This is a genomic window from Metabacillus litoralis, from assembly GCF_020524045.1.
In the GTDB taxonomy this organism is placed as follows: Bacteria; Bacillota; Bacilli; order Bacillales; family Bacillaceae; genus Metabacillus; species Metabacillus litoralis_C.
In genome coordinates, this window is sequence record NZ_JAIVKL010000001.1 from 189,816 (window position 1) to 207,963 (window position 18,148).

At 31.7% G+C, this 18,148-nt stretch carries 17 protein-coding genes; 6 read left to right on the forward strand and 11 right to left on the reverse strand.

Features of this window, described 5'->3' with window-relative positions:
• Window position 1 precedes the first annotated feature (1 nt).
• Window positions 2-775, reverse strand: a complete 774-nt coding sequence (locus LC076_RS00950) for a glycosyltransferase family 8 protein (RefSeq protein ID WP_146945661.1) — start codon at window positions 773-775, stop codon at window positions 2-4.
• Window positions 776-961: 186 nt separating this feature from the next.
• Here LC076_RS00950 and LC076_RS00955 point away from each other — a divergent pair, with 186 nt between their 5' ends.
• Both LC076_RS00955 and LC076_RS00960 read left to right on the forward strand, forming a co-directional pair.
• Entirely contained in the window at window positions 962-1,657 is a 696-nt protein-coding gene (locus LC076_RS00955; RefSeq protein WP_226665463.1) for a glycosyltransferase family 2 protein, read from the forward strand.
• Between the two features lie 18 nt (window positions 1,658-1,675).
• On the forward strand, window positions 1,676-2,761 hold the full coding sequence (locus LC076_RS00960) for a polysaccharide pyruvyl transferase family protein (RefSeq protein ID WP_226665464.1): 1,086 nt from the start codon (window positions 1,676-1,678) through the stop codon (window positions 2,759-2,761).
• 71 nt (window positions 2,762-2,832) lie between these two features.
• Here the strand turns inward: LC076_RS00960 and LC076_RS00965 are convergent, their stop codons facing one another.
• From LC076_RS00965 to LC076_RS00990, 6 genes are all read right to left on the reverse strand, one after another.
• The gene (locus LC076_RS00965; protein ID WP_226665466.1) at window positions 2,833-4,164 is read right to left on the reverse strand and encodes a YheC/YheD family protein; all 1,332 of its coding nucleotides are present in this window, start codon (window positions 4,162-4,164) and stop codon (window positions 2,833-2,835) included.
• The gene (locus tag LC076_RS00970; protein ID WP_226665468.1) at window positions 4,165-5,496 is read right to left on the reverse strand and encodes a YheC/YheD family protein; all 1,332 of its coding nucleotides are present in this window, start codon (window positions 5,494-5,496) and stop codon (window positions 4,165-4,167) included.
• Window positions 5,462-7,753 carry a YheC/YheD family protein gene (locus LC076_RS00975; protein ID WP_226665470.1) on the reverse strand — a complete coding sequence of 764 codons (2,292 nt, stop codon included), beginning with the start codon at window positions 7,751-7,753 and terminating at the stop codon, window positions 5,462-5,464. The genes LC076_RS00970 and LC076_RS00975 overlap by 35 nt, the downstream gene beginning before the upstream one ends.
• Before the next feature lie 394 nt (window positions 7,754-8,147).
• Window positions 8,148-8,603 carry a CotY/CotZ family spore coat protein gene (locus tag LC076_RS00980; RefSeq protein ID WP_226665472.1) on the reverse strand — a complete coding sequence of 152 codons (456 nt, stop codon included), beginning with the start codon at window positions 8,601-8,603 and terminating at the stop codon, window positions 8,148-8,150.
• Between the two features lie 80 nt (window positions 8,604-8,683).
• Window positions 8,684-9,700, reverse strand: a complete 1,017-nt coding sequence (locus LC076_RS00985; protein ID WP_226665474.1) for a YheC/YheD family protein — start codon at window positions 9,698-9,700, stop codon at window positions 8,684-8,686.
• Between the two features lie 13 nt (window positions 9,701-9,713).
• Window positions 9,714-10,937: an ATP-grasp domain-containing protein gene (locus LC076_RS00990; RefSeq protein WP_226665476.1), complete on the reverse strand. Its 1,224-nt coding sequence runs from the start codon at window positions 10,935-10,937 to the stop codon at window positions 9,714-9,716.
• 191 nt (window positions 10,938-11,128) lie between these two features.
• Here LC076_RS00990 and LC076_RS00995 point away from each other — a divergent pair, with 191 nt between their 5' ends.
• Window positions 11,129-11,692, forward strand: a complete 564-nt coding sequence (locus LC076_RS00995) for a DUF2179 domain-containing protein (protein WP_226665477.1) — start codon at window positions 11,129-11,131, stop codon at window positions 11,690-11,692.
• 46 nt (window positions 11,693-11,738) lie between these two features.
• Here the strand turns inward: LC076_RS00995 and LC076_RS01000 are convergent, their stop codons facing one another.
• Window positions 11,739-12,236 (reverse strand): phosphatase PAP2 family protein, encoded by a 498-nt coding sequence (locus LC076_RS01000; protein ID WP_226665479.1) that lies wholly within the window; start codon window positions 12,234-12,236, stop codon window positions 11,739-11,741.
• A gap of 396 nt (window positions 12,237-12,632) precedes the next feature.
• On the opposite strand from LC076_RS01000, the gene LC076_RS24060 reads away from it, so the two are divergent.
• Window positions 12,633-12,758: a hypothetical protein gene (locus LC076_RS24060; RefSeq protein ID WP_264191368.1), complete on the forward strand. Its 126-nt coding sequence runs from the start codon at window positions 12,633-12,635 to the stop codon at window positions 12,756-12,758.
• 59 nt (window positions 12,759-12,817) lie between these two features.
• Here LC076_RS24060 and LC076_RS01005 read toward each other — a convergent pair whose 3' ends face one another.
• A complete protein-coding gene (locus LC076_RS01005; RefSeq protein ID WP_226665480.1) occupies window positions 12,818-14,113 on the reverse strand; it encodes a DEAD/DEAH box helicase in 1,296 nt (431 codons plus the stop codon).
• A 237-nt stretch (window positions 14,114-14,350) separates the two neighbouring features.
• On the opposite strand from LC076_RS01005, the gene LC076_RS01010 reads away from it, so the two are divergent.
• Entirely contained in the window at window positions 14,351-14,620 is a 270-nt protein-coding gene (locus tag LC076_RS01010; protein ID WP_226665482.1) for a hypothetical protein, read from the forward strand.
• Window positions 14,621-14,738: 118 nt separating this feature from the next.
• Here the strand turns inward: LC076_RS01010 and LC076_RS01015 are convergent, their stop codons facing one another.
• Both LC076_RS01015 and LC076_RS01020 read right to left on the reverse strand, forming a co-directional pair.
• Entirely contained in the window at window positions 14,739-16,298 is a 1,560-nt protein-coding gene (locus LC076_RS01015) for a fatty acid--CoA ligase (RefSeq protein ID WP_226665485.1), read from the reverse strand.
• 213 nt (window positions 16,299-16,511) lie between these two features.
• A complete protein-coding gene (locus LC076_RS01020) occupies window positions 16,512-16,706 on the reverse strand; it encodes a hypothetical protein (protein WP_226665487.1) in 195 nt (64 codons plus the stop codon).
• Between the two features lie 529 nt (window positions 16,707-17,235).
• Between LC076_RS01020 and LC076_RS01025 the strand changes: the two genes are divergently transcribed.
• Entirely contained in the window at window positions 17,236-18,006 is a 771-nt protein-coding gene (locus tag LC076_RS01025; protein ID WP_226665488.1) for a YhfC family intramembrane metalloprotease, read from the forward strand.
• Window positions 18,007-18,148 lie beyond the last annotated feature (142 nt).

The following is an 18,148-nucleotide window of genomic DNA, read 5'->3' on the forward strand; positions in this document are numbered from 1 at the left end:
TTCATTCATTTATTAATAAAGAAGATCTGAGATATTTATAATATTCATTTTTAAATGGATGTTCTGAATTCCATGGTTTTTTTCGTGTAGTAAAGTGTATTATAACTGCATCTTTTTGTGGATAAATCTTTCTCCTATTCCAATGTCCAGTTGTATAATTCCACTTATAATGTAACTTAAGCCACTTGTCATATAAAACAGCGTTTAGTGCGTCTTGATCCATAAACCTCTTTTGATCAGGATGTTTCTCTTTATAACGAATGATTTTCTCAGACGTATTATCCTCTCTCCACTTTTCTAAATTTAATAATAATACACCCGAATTGAAGTAACCAGAACCTGTTGGTAATGAAATATACTTAATTAGCTTCTTAGAAATGGTACTTTCGACAGCAGCTAAATGATAGTCTTCAATATTAGTTTCCCATAAAGCAGTAAGATCCTTAGTTACTATTAAATCACAATCAAGATATAATGCCTTATTAATATCAGTACTTAAGAGATTAGGTATTAATATACGATAATATGCTTGCTTACTTATCCGTTTACGTTCATTAAATGAATGAAAAACTTCGTCGTCAATCTCTAGGAAATGAATGCTTGAATTAAATCTCTCAACGATGAGTTGTAGTTTGAGTTTGTTACTTTCTGATAGATTTCCATCAATAATATAGATGTTGATATGTTCCGTTTGATCTTGATTCATAAATAAGGATGTTAACATGACACCTAAATGTATGGCATATTTATCATCTGATGCTGATACGATATGCATGAATAATCCTCCTTTTTTACATTTGTTATACCAAAATATGAATTCTTAAGAAATTTGATTGTACTCCCCTACTAGATAATGAGAATAAAGGTACTTATCTATTATTTTAGGTATCGCAAGTCATAGAAATAGGTGAACCTAAAACTATGATTTTGCATAAAATTATAATAAGTGGGGTGATCATCAATGATTTCAGTCATTACTATCACAAATCGACCTGAATTCATAGATAATGTATTTCAAAATTACGAATCACAAGTTTGGAAAAAGAAAGAGTTAATTATTGTATTAAATAGCGACGATATGGATGTAGATAGTTGGAATGATCGAGCACGACAATATTCAAGGGTTTTTGTGTTTCAACAACCAGAGAAAGTATCTTTAGGTGAGTGCACAAACTTTGCAGTAAAACAAACCAGCCATAACTATATAGCAAAATTTGATGATGACGACTATTATGCACCTTATTATCTTAGCGACACGATGAATGCCTTTCAAAATACTGGTGCTGATATTGTTGGGAAAGCTACAACTTTTTGTTATTTTGAAAGTAAAAAGGCTTTAGTTATTCGAGACCCAGGTAAAGAAAATCAGTTTGTTAATGGAATTGTAAAGGGTGCCACCTTAGCATTTAAGAAGAAGGTTTTTAACAATATTAAATTCCCTGATCTTCCTACCAGAGAAGACACAGTGTTTATGAGGAAAGCAAAAAAGAAAGGTTACAAGATTTACTCTAATCATAAATATAACCACGTATATTGTAGAAGAAACTTCCATGATCATGCATCCATTGTTTCTGATGAAGATATTTTGAAGAAGAGTAAACTTGTATCATATACAGATGACTATAAAACCCTTGTTCAGAAAATCCCGAAGAATTAACTGTAAGGAGGAATAAACTTGAAAAAAATACTTTATGTAGGTTTTATTGGCAAGGGAAATTTAGGTGATGATATGATGTGGGATGTTTTTCATGATATGTGTCATTCACTTTTCCCAAATCATTTCCTTATTCACACATATACTCCAGGACAAAAAGTATTGGTAAATGATTATGATGCTATAGTGTTAGGTGGAGGCTCAATCATTGGAGGTAAATACCTTGATATTTTAACTAAAGCGATGAATCTTGAAATACCTATTTTTGTTTGGGGTAGTGGTGTTGATAAATTAAGCAAAAAGAAAATGAATACATTTTTATATAACAAAGAAACAAAATTCAATAATATTTTACCAAAAGAGACAGAAGAAAAATTAAAAAAGATTATTCCGTATGCAAAAAAATTCGGTGTTCGAGGTCCCCTTACTCAAGCTTCTTTAGAACACTTACAAAAAGACAGTGAAAAGTATACTTTTATATCAGGAGACCCAGGATTATTACTTCCCACAAAAGAACAGTCCGCTACCATTAACAGAGTGGAGGAAAATACAATCCAGTCCCCAACAATTGCCGTTAATTGGGGTACAGATTTTAATAGAATTTATGGTAAAGATGAAAAAGGATTAAAAAAACAATTAGTAAAGGCACTAAAAGACATTCATTTACAAGGTTATGAAATATTATTATATAGTGTATGGAAAAGAGATCACTCGATTTTACAAGAAATAAAAGATGAGTTAGAACCAGATGTAAAAGTAAATGTTATTTGGGAAGCAGATCAAAACGAAATGATGGATATACTTAGTAAATGTGTGTATTCAATCAATTTCAAGCTACATGCAAACTTATTATCACTAGCGGCTGGAACTCCATGTGTAGCGTTAGGATATCGATTTAAAGTATATGATTTCTTTCATTCTATTGACTTACCTTCATGGGTGTTATCCGCAAATACCAAGACCTTATATCAAGATATTCTAACACATCATGAAATGCAAAAAAAATATGGTTCACATATGTTGGCTATATATCAACAACATCGCGAATCATATAAAAAACAACTACTATCCATTTTATATGATCTCAAAGATTCTCTATATAACTAAACCGTTTTGATATAGTGTCTTAAAACATAAATAAAAAAAGCTCTAGTATGAATGGAACTAGAGCTATCACTTCAACATTCATCATTGAAACCGTTCATCGCCAAATACTTCGCAAACAAAACAGGATTGGATTTCACTAAATAATACATTTTCCGATCCTTAATCATAAGTGGAAAATCGTGATCATGTCTTTTGTTCATTTCAATCACCCAAATTTTTTCGTCTTCATCAATTCCAACATCGATACCTAAATCTGCATAACCTCCACCTACTTGATCAACTCTTTGCGCCATTTTTGTGCATATTTGAACAATTTCTTGATACTTATTAAATGAGGTTAACTCACCATAACCAAATTGTAGCTTCAAAGCTGAGATACCATCTCTTGCAAATCCATTTGCTTTAAAATTTGATGAAATTGCGTTTGTTTGCCCAAACCTTGCAATCATTCCTGTGCACTGCCAAAACCCTGTATGGTTTTTTTGAAGTATCACACGATAATCAACTTTTCGGTTTTCATAGGTGTGTAGACGGATCGGTTCTTGCAATAAATAGTAATAATGCTTTCTTAAAAAGCTACGCATTTCTTCTGTTGTTACTTTTTTACTTTCATCTTCATAATTTTTCGAAATGATATAATGTTCATCTTGTTTTTCGATATAATGAATTCCCTTACCTCTTGAACCACTTTTTGGTTTTAAGTAAGCCCCTTTATAACGATCGATAAACTCATCTACTGCATGTAAATTGATTTTTTTTGTTGTTTTCGGTAAATTTTCTACTAATTCATGACAAGGCTCTAACCACTTCCAGAATTGCCATTTATCAAAGTAATTGGAGTTAAAAAAACTCTTACCCATGCAGTTATTTAGTTTTTTCAACGTAGGACTTGCGAGTTCAACCCTTCGATAAATCGCGCCAGGAAAAGGTAAATCAGCTTTTCTCCAGTTATTTTCTTTACTTGGATCATAAATATATCCTGAAATCTTTTCTTCATCAAAATCAATTTGATCTTCACTAAACACAAAAAGCACACCATTAATTTGCTCATATAACATTGTATAAATTACATAATGATGCAAATTTTTTTCTAATCTTGTTTCTGTTTTACCTAATAATAATCCGATAACAGGTCCTATTATTAACTCATTATTTTTAAGCGAGAACTCGTATTTTACATCCAAATCAATTAATAAAGAGGTTTTGATATTACTAGAAATGAACACCTGTTCCTCATCTAGAAGTGAATGAACTTTCACAACTACTTGTTGCTTCCGCTTTCCATAAGTTAAAGTTAATTCTTGATGTTTCTCTAAACCTAACTCATTTAGTATTTTTTCATTAAACGTAATCACAAAATCCTTTGTTTCACATTCACCTTGATATAAAAGGAAACGTTTCATTTATACAACACTCCTAAATCCACTTAACCATTTCGCATATTTTAAGGGTGCTGTTTTTATCTTATAATAAAGCTGTTCATCTTTAGCATCCAAAGCGATTGTCATGTCAGGGCTGCGATTATTAATTTCAATAACCCATAAATTTTTATGTTCATCCATACCTATATCAATCCCAATATAAGCAAGATGAAGACCTTTATTTTCTAAATACTTGCAACATTGTATGGCTAAATTCTCTAATTCTATATATTTCCTAAAAGCATCTTTTGGGGAGTCTTGATAAATTCTTTGTAATGTTTCCCATACTTGTTCAGCAGATCCTCCACTTGAAATATTACTTACGATACTATTTTCTTCCCCTAATTTAGTGACAATCCCTGGAACTGACCACTTTCCATTATGATCTTTTGTTACAATCACTCTTAAATCCATTAATCTCCCATTTTCTTTTATTAGTGATATTCCTTGCTGAGCAATATATCGTTCTATCTTTAACTCAGTTTGTAAATACTCTTGAATAGAATACCAATCATCAAATAACGTTGAAATATTTTCATTCTTAAACCGATATTTTAACGTGTACCCCTCTTCTGTTTTACTAAGGAGGTAAATGCCTGAGCCCTGCATGCCAGATGCTGGTTTAATATATATAGAAGAATGGTTGTTTACTAATTTCTCTAATGCAGGAAAATCGTTAGCTAAAACTGTTTCTGCAAAAAAGCCCTTTAAAGAATCATTGCTTGAAAACCATTCCCACATTTCCCACTTATTAAAAACATGTGAATTAAAATAATTTGAACCTATAAGTCGTTCTAATTGGTTTCTCATTGATGTTTTCAGTGTCTTTCTAATAAATACTGCAGCTGGAAAAGGGAAAGTCCCCTTTTCCCACACATTTTGAATTGGATCATAAGCGAAACCTGTAATGATTCGCTTTTCCTCATCGATACCATCTGATGTAAACAAAAGAATTAGGCCGTTTATTTGTTTGTAGCCATACATATAATTTTTATAAATTCTAATTCTTTCCATTGTCATCTCACTTGTTTTTCCACGAACAAGTAAACCGATCACAGGACCAATAATCAATTCATTTTGATTGACAGTAAGTTCATAGTCGAGGTTAGTAGGTATTGAAAAATGATTAAACACATCTTCTGATAAAATAATGACTGATTCTTCGTCATCATGAACATCGACTTTAACTATTTGTTTATTAGCACCAATCGTTAAATTCATATTGCATTCGTTAATAGCAAGGTTTGATAGAGTATTAGCATGAAGAAAGATCGCTTTATTAGAGGAAGGACTTATTTTGAGTGTATACTTCATTTACTAAATCCTCCTTTACAATATCGAAACCTTGAAGATTCACAGCGTAAAAAAGTGGTTGATACCTTATTTTTAAGTACGTATCATAATCCATCTTTTTAAACCCTTTGAAACTCGGGAAAATATTTGCTTCTAATATCCATGGATATCCTTCTTCATCTAATGCTATATCTATCCCAAATTCTGCATAATGTTGTGCATGTTTAGTCATAACAAGACAAAAGTTGTGACAAACTTCTATAACCTTCTGATGGATAGATGCATATGAAAGAGGTTTATTTGATTTCCTAATCACCTCTTCTAACGTCATAGCAAAGCCACCTCTAGCTATATTGGTAAGCTCCTCATTTTCACCGGCGACCCTACACTCAATCCCGGTGCAATCCCATTCCAATCTTTTATTTTTTTGCATAACTACTCTCACATCAAATGGTCTCTCATTTACCTTTAAAAGTGAGATATAGGTTTGGTATAAATATTGTTGCTTGGAAATTTCCAAGTTATCTAACATTTCCATGAGAATTTTTTCATCCTGAATAAGATGTCGAATACGATATTTTTTTCGATAATCATACAACATATAGCCTTTATGGTTCTCATTTTCTTCAAGAATAAAGATTCCTCGGCCTCTAGACAGGTCAACAGGTTTTAAAATAATCTTTTTTTCCTCATGCAAAAAACGAATGAAATCTTGGTTATTACTAAAAATATGAGTAGAAGGTAAATGTTTACTAATAGCGCGTTCATCCCGTAATAAATGCAAATCTGATTTCTTAAAATGATGAGAATTAAACAAATTATTATTCGTCAATTGAATAAGTTGATTTATACGATCTTCGTTTTGATGGAAATTCCTTCTATAAATCGCAGATGGAATGGGAGCACTCCCATATTCCCAGATTTGAAGTTTAGGATTATAAATTTGTCCATAAACAATCTTATTTTCCCAATCAATTGAACGAGTTGAAAAAGCAATGACTAGCCCGCCAAATCGTTCATACTGCCCAAATCTGTCACTATATTTCTCCATATATCGTGTTGTGTAAAGTTGATTCTTTTCACCTAATAAAAAACCTATTGTTGGTCCTATAATTAATTTAGTTTCTAGAAGTTTGATCTGATAATGTAGCCCCATCTTTACATGTGTTTTTTTCGCTAATCCTGATGAAATAAAAACTTCTACAGGGCTAAAGTAAGAATTATCTTTTACAAACGTTGGTGTTTTCTCCGCTGGCTCAACAATACACATGGTTTCTACTATTCCAAATTCAAATGAGAGGTGTGATTTTAACTTATTCCCTAATAACTCCTGAGGAAGTTTTATGACCAAATCATCTGAATTAAATTCAGTAAATTTAATCCAATAAGAACGTTCTACATCAGTTAGATAATCTTTTTCTTCTCTAATCGTTGGTGTTATTGTTGTTTCGTCTGAATTAGAACTTATAAAACTTTTTGAGGTGTTTTTTTTCAAATGAGCAGCAACTTCAATCGGCCTCATGGCTACTGTTTTCCATAAGTTTTTTTTCCATTTTAAAAGATCATCAAGACCAGTGTTTATTGAACGAACTGATTGTAACTTCATATTCTCATCATCATATATTGAAAATTGAAGACTAGTCTCATGAATTCCTGGATAATAAAAATGAATCACTTCTAAAATCTTTTCCGAAACGGAGACTATTTTTTTCTCTATTTCCTCTATATCTTCTAGGTGAAATAAAAAACCGCACTCATTTAGACTATAAATAACTTCATCTAGATCTTTTATATAAATAGTAGAAATGTTCCATTTTAAAAACTCATTTTTTTGGGCTAACACATGTAATGTAAAAGGAGTTCCAAAATATTTTTTTTCTTTAGGAAGGTAATCACTTAGTTCAGGCTTAGATTTTATTAATTCAAACAAATGATTCATTTTTATCACATGATGCTCATTAATGACAGTAACAGTTGACATTTGAGAAATCTGACGTAATTTTTTTATATTTCTTTTTAGGTTTATTTTTGTGGAATTATAAATAACAGATGGTATTTTAATGGTTTCTTTTTTCATTCGTTCATTTTGGAGCATATGTGCCTCGACTGTATGCTCATTAATGGAAACATCTTTTATTGAAAAGAAGGCGATTTGACTTCCTAATTCTTTCCCCTTCTCTAAATATTCGTAAGGCATACCATCAACTTTATTAACTTGTTTTTTTAACTTTTTTAATTCTTGTGTTGAAAGTAATACCCCAATAAGATGATCATGCATATCTCACCCTCCTCACAAACTATAAGTTAACCTCTTTAGGTGGTTGAATTCCGTTGCAGGCATTCGCTTTTTCGTGGGCGTCCCTTAGCTTAGCCTTCGCAGCACCTGCACTTACAGGTTCTTTATTAAAACTCTTTTCCAAAACTCTTCTGTCATCCGCATAAAAATAGAAAACACAAAAAAAGTTTTAACCTCTCTAATTAAAGCTCAATAATAAAACCACGAACGATATACAGGACCTATATAATATATTCATCAGTAGGTAAATGGTTATAGGCAGTCAAATGCCGAATTGGTAATTTTGGTTGATAAACATATAAAAAAACGTGTATCACGAGCTAATGATTCACGTTTTTTTATATGTTCACTTTTGCAAGTGTATAATCATCCATGATTACCACTTCGGCTCGATTACGATCTTTTTTAACAAATCAACATCTAAACATTGAATTGCACAGAAGCAGGTCAAATCAACTGTTACACAAATATTCGTTCGTTCTAATCGATCGACAGCACAAATGTCATCTACATAAGAACTATAGATAGATATAGGACGTAAAAGTGATAGAGAAGCACAATTCTTCTCTTCGTCAAGATGTTCTATTCTAAAAAATTTGGTATGGAAATGTTGATGATCGTGATCCTTTTTTCCATACTGTAATCCTGCTAATTCAAATAATCCATCTTCATTGAACAATAAAAAAGGAATTGTATCGACCTTAAACAACTTTTTAAATAAACTGCTATAACAGCTTGTTGGACTTCCCTCTAATTGATCTTGCTGCTCTTTTAACTCTTGGAGTGCTTTATAAACACAGTTTGGGTTAGAATCATTGTATTCATGGATCATCTTCCCCTCCCTCCAATACATTCATTTACTATATGATATTTAACTAGTTAAATTATGTGCAAATGTGGATATAATTGGGTTTAACTATTATTTTCTTTTAAAAATAAACAATAAGGAATCATTCTTTTCGCTACTTCAAATTCACGGTTCTTTGCTCCAGGCCTCCAATTCACTTCAAAAATCCATAGCTTTCCATTAGAATCTAGACCAACATCAATTCCAAGTTCATCAAATGTCTTAGAATAGAGACTTTCAAAATGTTTTGTAAATGAAAGGGCAAATTGTTCAAGTAACCTCTTCATATTAAAATATTCTTCATTAAATTCCTCTTTTAAAAATGAATCTAGCTCTCCTCTATACCCACCGCTACTCACATTGCTTACTAACCTACTGCTTCCACTAATACGAGGGTATATAAGGTTTATCTCCCAGGTACCTTTACCATTCTTTTGAACATGTAACCGAAAGTCATACGTTAAACCAGCTTTTGTTTTACACTCGATAAATGGCTGGAGCAAGTATTCTTTTTCTTTAATTAAATCATCTATGAATAAAAAAAGATCATCTTTTGAATAAAATTTCACTACTGATCCAACCACTACTTTAAATCGTTGTGTCTCTATACATTCAATAAACAAAACATCTTTACCATGCTTACCAGATAATGATTTGAGAACAAGTTTTTCATTCGTAGAAAAATGAGACAGAGCTTCTTTACCACTTTTTATATAGTAAGATGGGATGACAAAATCTGAAAACTGTTTTCCTTTCACAATTTTCTTGTAAACGCTCATTTTATTTCCAACTGAGTAACTTGTATATAAGCACTTCTTTTTTAATTCCCTAGTAATTTGATATTCTCTCTTATTTCTTGGTGAACAACTATTGATCACAACATCTGGGAAGATCATATACTTCCTTTTCCATTTGCGATCATCAAAAACCCATCCATTGATTTTCCCCTCTTGAAAATTAACTGATTCAAATGAAAAATAAAAAAAATCGACATTTTCCATTTTGGATACAGCTGCGTAGGCATAGGCTCTTTTCAAGAACGAAGGGTTCTTCCGACGATGAAGCATTCCAATTAATGTCATAACATCAGCTTCCTTAAAAAGGTTCTAAAAAAAATTGAATTTCCTTTGAAGCTCGCAATGCATTCTCCTTTGCTTCTTGGGGTGAATCTCCCGTAGCAATTACATAGGCATATCGATCACCCATAGACATTGGTGGTGTCAATATGCTCCCTTTTCTTGGTTTTACATATACTTCTTTTACACCTTTAAATTGTTTCGCTCTATTTTTTCCTGTTACCTTTATTAATTTCCCTTTTCTCTCTACGATTAAATAATTTGTAAACACAAATTGATTCTTTTTCTTTTCTACTAAAGGCTTTTCACCTAAATATAATCTTAATGTTTCCTTAACGAGGTCTATACCTGTTGCATACTGAATGATTCGGTTCATTGCCCCCCCTGAGATTCTAGGATTAATTTCAATTAACTTCCACTCCCCACGTACTAATCTCATTTCTAAGTGACATGAACCATTGATCAGGCCTAACTTGTGGATAATTTCTGAAATGGTTTTTTCTAATTCCTCCATTAAAGAACTAGATAGCTGTGCAGGCATATGATAGCCTGTTATAATAAATCTTTTTTTGCTCGTTATTTCTTGTTCAATAACAGCAACAATAAAGGTCGTTTGGTTATAAACGATAACCTCAATAAGGAATTGTCTCCCTTGAAGATATTCTTCTATTAATATTTGTAAGGGCTTTTCTTTACTTTGTATGTTCTTCATTCCTACTTTTAATTCATCGATCGTTTTTACTAATAAAACATCTTTAGAGCCATTAGATTCAGGGGATTTAATTACAAGAGGTAAGTATTCTTTGGCTCTATTTAGGGAATCATTCATTAATTCATCGCTTTTAAAAATTGTATAATAAGGTGAACAAGATAAGTCTTTTAGCAATGAACGAAACCTAGTCTTATTTTCCATAATGTATAAAGCATTCGTTGACATTTGAGTCAATCCTAATTCTTTTGACAAATTTGCTGAATATGAAACAAATGGATCGATTAAGCTAACAATTGCCCGAATATCTTTTCCTTTATCTCTTAGCTCATTTATTTCGTTTAAAACATCTTCTTTATTTAACAAGTCTTTTTTATAGATCATAAGATGAGCTTCAGTGAACTCTTCTCTCTGTTGTATGAATTTTTTTCTGTCTGTAAATAATACTGTAAAATAACCCATCTTTTCGGCAATGGTTAATGCCTCTCTACTAGTACCAGACTTATTACATCCAATAAATACGATAGTTTTCATGAGATCACTTCTCCTAACCCGGAGTTTCTAGGCACTTTATAATATTAATATGTGTAAAGAGAAATTAAGTTCCTTACTCTCTTTTGTACAATTACATAAATTACAAAGAAAAATATTAAAAATCTACCCTTTAAAAGATAAAAAATGTGTTATGCTTTCGTTATTAATGATATAGAAGGGAACTATTTAACATGTTTTTACAAGCTTTATTGATTTTTGTACTACAACTTATTTATGTACCTGTCCTTACAATGAGAACGATTTTACTCGTTAAAAACCAAACAAAATCAGCAGCTGGTGTTGGTTTATTAGAAGGAATTATTTATATTGTAAGTTTGATTTTTGTTTTTCAAGATCTTTCAAACATGTATAATATCGTTGCTTATATTGTTGGATTTAGCGTTGGTTTACTTCTAGGGGGTTCACTGGAGCGCAAATTAGCAATTGGTTATATTACTTATCAAGCGAATATCCTTGATAAAAATATGGAGCTTGTTAATGCTTTACGATCAGCTGGATTTGGAGTAACTGTTTATACTGGGGAAGGAATTAGTACCGCACGATATCGTTTAGATATCGTCGCTAAACGATCTAGAGAAAATGAATTACTCGAAATCATTGATAAATTTGAGCCTAAAGCTTTCTTAATGTCTTATGAAATTCGTTCGTTTAAAGGTGGATACTTAACTAAATCGATGAAAAAACGAGCTGTTACTTTTTTTAAGAAAAAACAAAATAGTGAAGAAAATTCGTGAAATAGAAAAAGTGATACTAAAGGGGATGAATCCTTAGTATCACTTTTTATTTGCTTTTCAATAATCGATTTACTATCACACTTACTAAGCTTCCAATACAAGCACTCCGAAGAATATCATAAGGATAATGTACTCCAGTCCAAACACGTGAAAAACCTACTAGTGCAGATAATCGATACATAAATATACCCAAAACTTTATTATATAAATAAATAGAAGTTGAAACTGAATATGCTAAAATCGTGTGTTTACTTATAAAGGAAGAATCGTTTTTAGATGTAAGCAACACATTTGCTTTTCGTGAGATAAATGGTCGTGGAACATATTTAACTTTTTTAAATAATAAAGATAGCCCAACATTAATAAGAACGGAAAAAAATGATTCAAACACAGCTTTTGTCTTTTTGGGATTTTGAATCCACAAAATAATCATTGCAAATGGGTAGACATAACGTAAATCATTTGATGCATAGACCATCATTCGATCAATCAACATATTCTTACCTGCCAATCGATTGATAAAAGAAAATATTTTTTTATCCATATGTGATTCTCCTTAGATATTGTCAAAAATAGTATAATCAAATGAACAATAAGTATGTAATAAATTTGATAAAAAGCAAGCTTAAAAGTCATCCCAAATGATCTTGAACCTAAATTTAAAAATCCATACAATTTTAAATATTTTCTTTAGAATTACACTAAATTACAGTTAGTTGCTTGTTGAAATCGTCGTAATCACTCAAAAAAATAACCCAAATCTAACAATTTTCTTTAAATCCATTTTTTTCCCTTTGAGATCTTTCCTCTATAACACTTTTATTCAAGAGCACATATTCAATTTAATCAACAACATGCTTCATAATCAAAATAAAAATAAAATAATTAAGATGAGTTTGCACACAATAAAAGTGAGATAGATCGGAAGGAGGTACATAAGATGACAAACAAAAATGATAATCGCGAGCGCAAAAATAAATACCCAAATAACAAACAAAAAGATACTGAATTCTCAAAAGATCTTTCAATTCGAAGTGAAATTACAAAAAAAGATTTACAAAAATAAGAAAAAAAGGTTGACTCAAAAAGTATCTCATACTTAAGAGTCAACCTCTTCTGTTTTAATTAACGTGTTCGCTTGTTAGAGAAGTTCGTTTTTTTTCTACCATTATCACTATTATTTCTTCTATTCAAACCCTCAAAATCTTTGTTCCTTTTATTATTTTGACTTGATGTAGACAAGCGTCTAGACTTTCTTATTTCATCTTTCCGCTCTTTCTCATACCCTTCTTTATCTGGAACGCTTATGCCCTTAATAACCTGTTTTTCAATTGTAAGATTAACACCTTTTTCAATCATTCTTAAAAAGTCCATATCCTTTGGTGCAACTAAAGTATAGGCAATTCCTTTACCACCCGCACGACCCGTACGTCCTATTCGATGAACATAGCTTTCAACATCCTGTGGAATATCGTAGTTAAATACATGTGTAACACCTTCTACATCAAGTCCTCTAGCTGCAACATCTGTTGCAACTAAGAATTGAATTTTCGCTTCTCGAAACCGCTTCATAGCCTTTTCACGTTTAGATTGTGTTAAATCTCCATGCAGTTCATCTGAATCATAACCATTTGCTATTAGAGCTTCCTGTAGTTTTTTTGCTCTAATTTTTGTTCGGCAAAAAATAATAGCTAAAAATGGTCGTTGCTCTTGAAGTAAATGCATTAAAGTTGCTTGTTTCCTTCGATCTGTTGTCTCAATCACAATTTGCTTAATTTCATCCACAGTAACTGTTTTTGCTTTAATTTGTATCGTTTCTGGATTTTGCATATATTTTTTTGCCAATGTTTTAATTTCGTTTGGCATCGTGGCAGAGAATAGCATCGTTTGTCTAGTTGAAAGTGTTTCATACAAGATATTCTCTACTTCTGGAAGAAAACCCATATGTAACATCTGATCAGCCTCATCTAAGACCAACATCTGTACGGTAGAAAGATCAATCGTTCCTCTTCGAATATGATCTAGTAATCGACCTGGTGTTGCTACGACTATATGCTGAGCTCCTTTTAACTTTTTAAGCTGATGCTCAACATCTTGTCCACCATATACCGCTAATACATTTACACCCTCTATATTTTCAATCATCTTTTTGACTTCTTTTGAAATTTGCTGAGCTAATTCTCTCGTTGGAGTTAAAATCAACGCCTGAACTTCTGAACTATTACCATCAATTCTTTCGAGGATTGGAAGAACAAATGCAAGAGTTTTTCCTGTTCCTGTTTGCGCCTGTGCGATAATATCCTTCCCTTCAAGAACAAAAGGAATCGTTTTTTCTTGAATTGGTGTTGGTTTAATAAGTCCTAACGACTTCAATGTATAATTAATTTCTTTTCGAATGCCTAATTGTGAAAAATCTGTCAAAGGTAATCACGTCTCTTTTCATAAATTTAATACTATAAATCCGACAAATGCTTTTTAACTATAGCACATTGAATAGTATTTTACAGTTTGAATTTATTTATTATCCTATTATCCCAACTTCATATAGTCAAAAACAAATGATAACAACATGAAAAATACCGAATTTAAATTTGACTCATAATACTATTGTTGTCCTACATAGGTATTAAAGTGGTTGACTTTAAAGGAGGTAATCTTTTGACAAACAGTAAAAATGAACAAAATGAGGGCTTAATTAAAGGTGTAGCTAAAGAGGCAAATGATTTTGTTCATAACACCGTAGATACGTCAGGTAAAATTGTAAAATCAATATCGGGAGAAGGCGGGCTTGTTGGGAAAACTGTAGACTCTTCTGGCAGAATCGTTAAAAAGCTTTCTGACACGGGTAATAACGCTATTGATCAAACAGTCGAAACATCTTCAAAGGTATTCAAAAGTGTAACAGGTAAAGCGTTTAAGAAGAAATAAGTTTCTTTTTGAACATACTACTTACATTCACCATAAGAATTCATAATCATAATGGCTCAAAACTCTATTTAAATAGAGGTTTGAGCCATTGTATTATTAAAGTTTCTTTTCATTGATTTTATTTTGCTTCCTCTTGCTGCAAACTTTCTCTCAATAGAAACTTTTGAATTTTCCCACTCGCGTTTCTAGGAAGTTGATCAACAAAAACATATCGTCTTGGACGCTTAAAAGGTGAGATTTTCTCAGAATTTTTGCAGAAATTTTCAAGATCGTCAGCTGTGAGGTTTTTATCTTTTTTAACAATCACCGCAAGTACTCTTTCGCCCCATAGTTCATCAGGCTCCCCTAAAACAGCTACATCTAAAACACCTTCGTGTTCATAAAGAACATCTTCTACCTCACGAGGATAAACATTTTCTCCACCACTTATCACCATATCATCCACGCGATCTGCTACAAATAGATAACCTTCTTCATCTAAAAAGCCTAAATCACCAGAATGATACCAGCCTTTATATAATGCTTTTTCTGTTGCTTCATCTTTATTAAAATACCCAATCATCATGCAAGGACCTTTTACTATAATTTCTCCAACCTGACCTGCTGGTAGTATATCCTCTGGCTCTGAAGGTCCGTTTTCATTCGGTTTGACGATACGTATTTCATGATTAAAACAAGCTCTACCTGCTGAACCTGCTTTAGAAATTTGTTCGTGTTTTCCTAAAAATGTAATAGCAGGCCCCATTTCAGTCATTCCATATGCTTGGACTAAATCTATCCCTAAACGTTCCTTACAAGCATTCACTAAAACGGGTGCCATAGGAGCAGCGCCATATAACCCAACTTTCAACGAAGATAGATCATATTCTTCAAGGTTTTCTTGAAGCATCATATTCCACATCGTGGGTGCAGCAAAAAGCATTGAGATTTCCTCTTGCTTTACAGCTTGTAAAACTTCTTTTGAATCAAAATGATGGATAATAACATTTGTTGCACCTGCATGGACACGCGGAAGAAAGCTGCAATGCAACTCAGCACAATGAAACATTGGAGCCGTAACTAAACCGATATCTTCTGGTGTAATACCAATGGAAGATATACAAATGAGACTTTGTTCAATCATATCTCGGTGACGATGCATAACTCCTTTAGGTCGACCAGTCGTTCCACTGGTATACATAATTGCGTATGTATCATTTTCTGAAACATCTATTGTTGGATTTTTTATAGAAGCTGATTTAATTTGTTCATGATAGGAAGTTGCATATCTAGGAGCTGATTCGTCAATAAACCAAAAAGAAATGGAAGGAAATTGCTCATGAATTTTTGTTATTTCACTTTCTAAAGCTGCCTCAAATAAAACAATCTTTGGTGAAGCATCTTTCAAAATATAAGCTACTTCTTCAGCTTTTAAGCGAAAGTTAATAGGATTAATTATTGCCCCAATTTTAGCTGCTGCAAAATAAACTGTAGCTAACTCAGATGAATTAAATAAAAAAGTTGAAACTCGATCCCCTTTTCTAATTCCTGAAGAAATTAATACATTTGCAAGACGATTTACCTCCTCGTTCCATTCATGATAGGTCCATCTGATTTTCCTCGAGAGATCAATAAGCGCTTCTTTTTTAGCGAACTTTAACACAGTTTGTTCAAATAATTCCCCGATTGTTAAGTACATGTACATTCCTCCTCACAATTAAGAAAACGGTTACATTTTGACTATTCCTAAGAAGAAAACTTACTGTATATGATATTCGCTAACAATGGGGAAATTCCTTGTATTATTAAGAAAGAATCAAAGACACCTGGAGCCAGACATTAAAACAAAATAAAAATGATTACGTGTATAAAAAAACTGAGCAAAATCATAGATGATTTGCTCAGACAGTTATTAACTACCCATTTTTCGACGAGTATTACTAGGTTTCTTAGTTTGTTGACTCGTCATTTTATGATTTCCACCCAACCCTTTATTTTTCGACTGATTTCCATCTTGTTGAGCCTGTTTTTTATTTGCTAGCTGTTGCTTCATTAATTCTTGTAAACTTACCTTCTTCTTTTCAACGCCTTGTTCATTTTTTTCCATCGTATTCTCCTTCAAAAAACAATTAATATTACCTTATTATAATATAAGAACTAAATTAAACACCAGCGAAACCTCAAAAAATGTCTCTTACAAAGTTTTTTTTATTTATATTTTTACAAAAAGTAATAATTTTACGTTTAACTTTTAAGTTAAATTGTTAGATATTAGCATGAATCAAAGCGAAACATCCCCTGAACCCTTAGAGATCTTAGAGCATGTGGTTCTATTTAGTCTAAAGTCTCCAACCCATAGTAGTCTGAAGCACTCATAATATACTTAAAACTACTTCGTTATAAAATTTCTCAATTTAAAACCTTGAAAAACAATACCTTTTAACAATGTAGCCAAAAAACACCTCTTTTACTCCATAAAATATCAATAATAACATGTTTCTACAGAAGTAAATGATCTCCGCTAACTTTAAGTTAAAGTTAAATATAAAATTTATAATTTTTCATTGACATTTCCAATAATAGTATTATTATTATAATTGATAATGATAATATAAATAAAAAGGGTGTGTTTTTCAATGATTAGCAATGTTACGATTGCATCAATGTTTATTCCAGTAATCTTTTCCTTCCTACTATTTTTTGGACTAATTATGTATTATAAGAAAAAAGTCGGTATATCAATTAAACCAATTATTATTGGAGCTGTTGGATTCATTGTTATTACTCAAGTTTTAGAAAAAATATTACACGTAGTGGTTATTTCCGCTTTTCCAAACTACGCTGAACATCCCTGGGCTTTTGGACTTTACGGTGCATCAGCAGCAGGAATTTTTGAAGAGATTGGACGTTTTATCTTATTTACTTGGTTATTAAAGAAATATCATACTTACAAAGATGGAGTGTCTTTTGGAATTGGCTGGGGTGGAATTGAAGCAATTGTATTAATGTTGCTTATCAATGTACCGAATATCATTTTTTCATTTATGATAAACTCAGGTATATTCGAATCAAGTATGTTAGGTCAACTCACTTCAGAACAACTTACGATATTAAAAGAAACTGTCTTAAATCAAAGTGTATCAAATTCATTATTTATGACAATGGAAAGATTCTTCGCCGTATTTCTACAAATTGCTTTATCACTTCTAGTGCTATATGCTGTTGTTGAGAAAAAGTTTTCTTATGTTATTTTGGCAATCATCGTTCATGGGGTCATTGACTTCCCACTTGTATTTTTCCAAACTGGTTATTTAGAACAAATCTGGATAATTGAATTGTATATCGCAATTTTAGGGTTTGGTTCAATGGTATTTATTAAACGATCAAAATCATGGTTTGTAAAATAAATAGATAAAGATTTATCTAAGAAAATGATCTTAGTGGCTTAAAATTACATTTATATTTTTGAACTAATTATGTACTATATGCACAAGTAACGATTCAATAAATATTTCAGGAGTTGTTACTTGTGATTATCCTATTTAGTGG

Coding starts and splice junctions, on each gene's coding strand:
- LC076_RS00950 (WP_146945661.1), bottom strand. CDS start 775: ATGCATATCGTATCAGCATCAGATGATAAATATGCCATACATTTAGGT.
- LC076_RS00955 (WP_226665463.1), top strand. CDS start 962: ATGATTTCAGTCATTACTATCACAAATCGACCTGAATTCATAGATAAT.
- LC076_RS00965 (WP_226665466.1), bottom strand. CDS start 4,164: ATGAAACGTTTCCTTTTATATCAAGGTGAATGTGAAACAAAGGATTTT.
- LC076_RS00970 (WP_226665468.1), bottom strand. CDS start 5,496: ATGAAGTATACACTCAAAATAAGTCCTTCCTCTAATAAAGCGATCTTT.
- LC076_RS00975 (WP_226665470.1), bottom strand. CDS start 7,753: ATGCATGATCATCTTATTGGGGTATTACTTTCAACACAAGAATTAAAA.
- LC076_RS00980 (WP_226665472.1), bottom strand. CDS start 8,603: ATGATCCATGAATACAATGATTCTAACCCAAACTGTGTTTATAAAGCA.
- LC076_RS00985 (WP_226665474.1), bottom strand. CDS start 9,700: ATGACATTAATTGGAATGCTTCATCGTCGGAAGAACCCTTCGTTCTTG.
- LC076_RS00990 (WP_226665476.1), bottom strand. CDS start 10,937: ATGAAAACTATCGTATTTATTGGATGTAATAAGTCTGGTACTAGTAGA.
- LC076_RS00995 (WP_226665477.1), top strand. CDS start 11,129: ATGTTTTTACAAGCTTTATTGATTTTTGTACTACAACTTATTTATGTA.
- LC076_RS01000 (WP_226665479.1), bottom strand. CDS start 12,236: ATGGATAAAAAAATATTTTCTTTTATCAATCGATTGGCAGGTAAGAAT.
- LC076_RS24060 (WP_264191368.1), top strand. CDS start 12,633: ATGACAAACAAAAATGATAATCGCGAGCGCAAAAATAAATACCCAAAT.
- LC076_RS01015 (WP_226665485.1), bottom strand. CDS start 16,298: ATGTACTTAACAATCGGGGAATTATTTGAACAAACTGTGTTAAAGTTC.
- LC076_RS01020 (WP_226665487.1), bottom strand. CDS start 16,706: ATGGAAAAAAATGAACAAGGCGTTGAAAAGAAGAAGGTAAGTTTACAA.
- LC076_RS01025 (WP_226665488.1), top strand. CDS start 17,236: ATGATTAGCAATGTTACGATTGCATCAATGTTTATTCCAGTAATCTTT.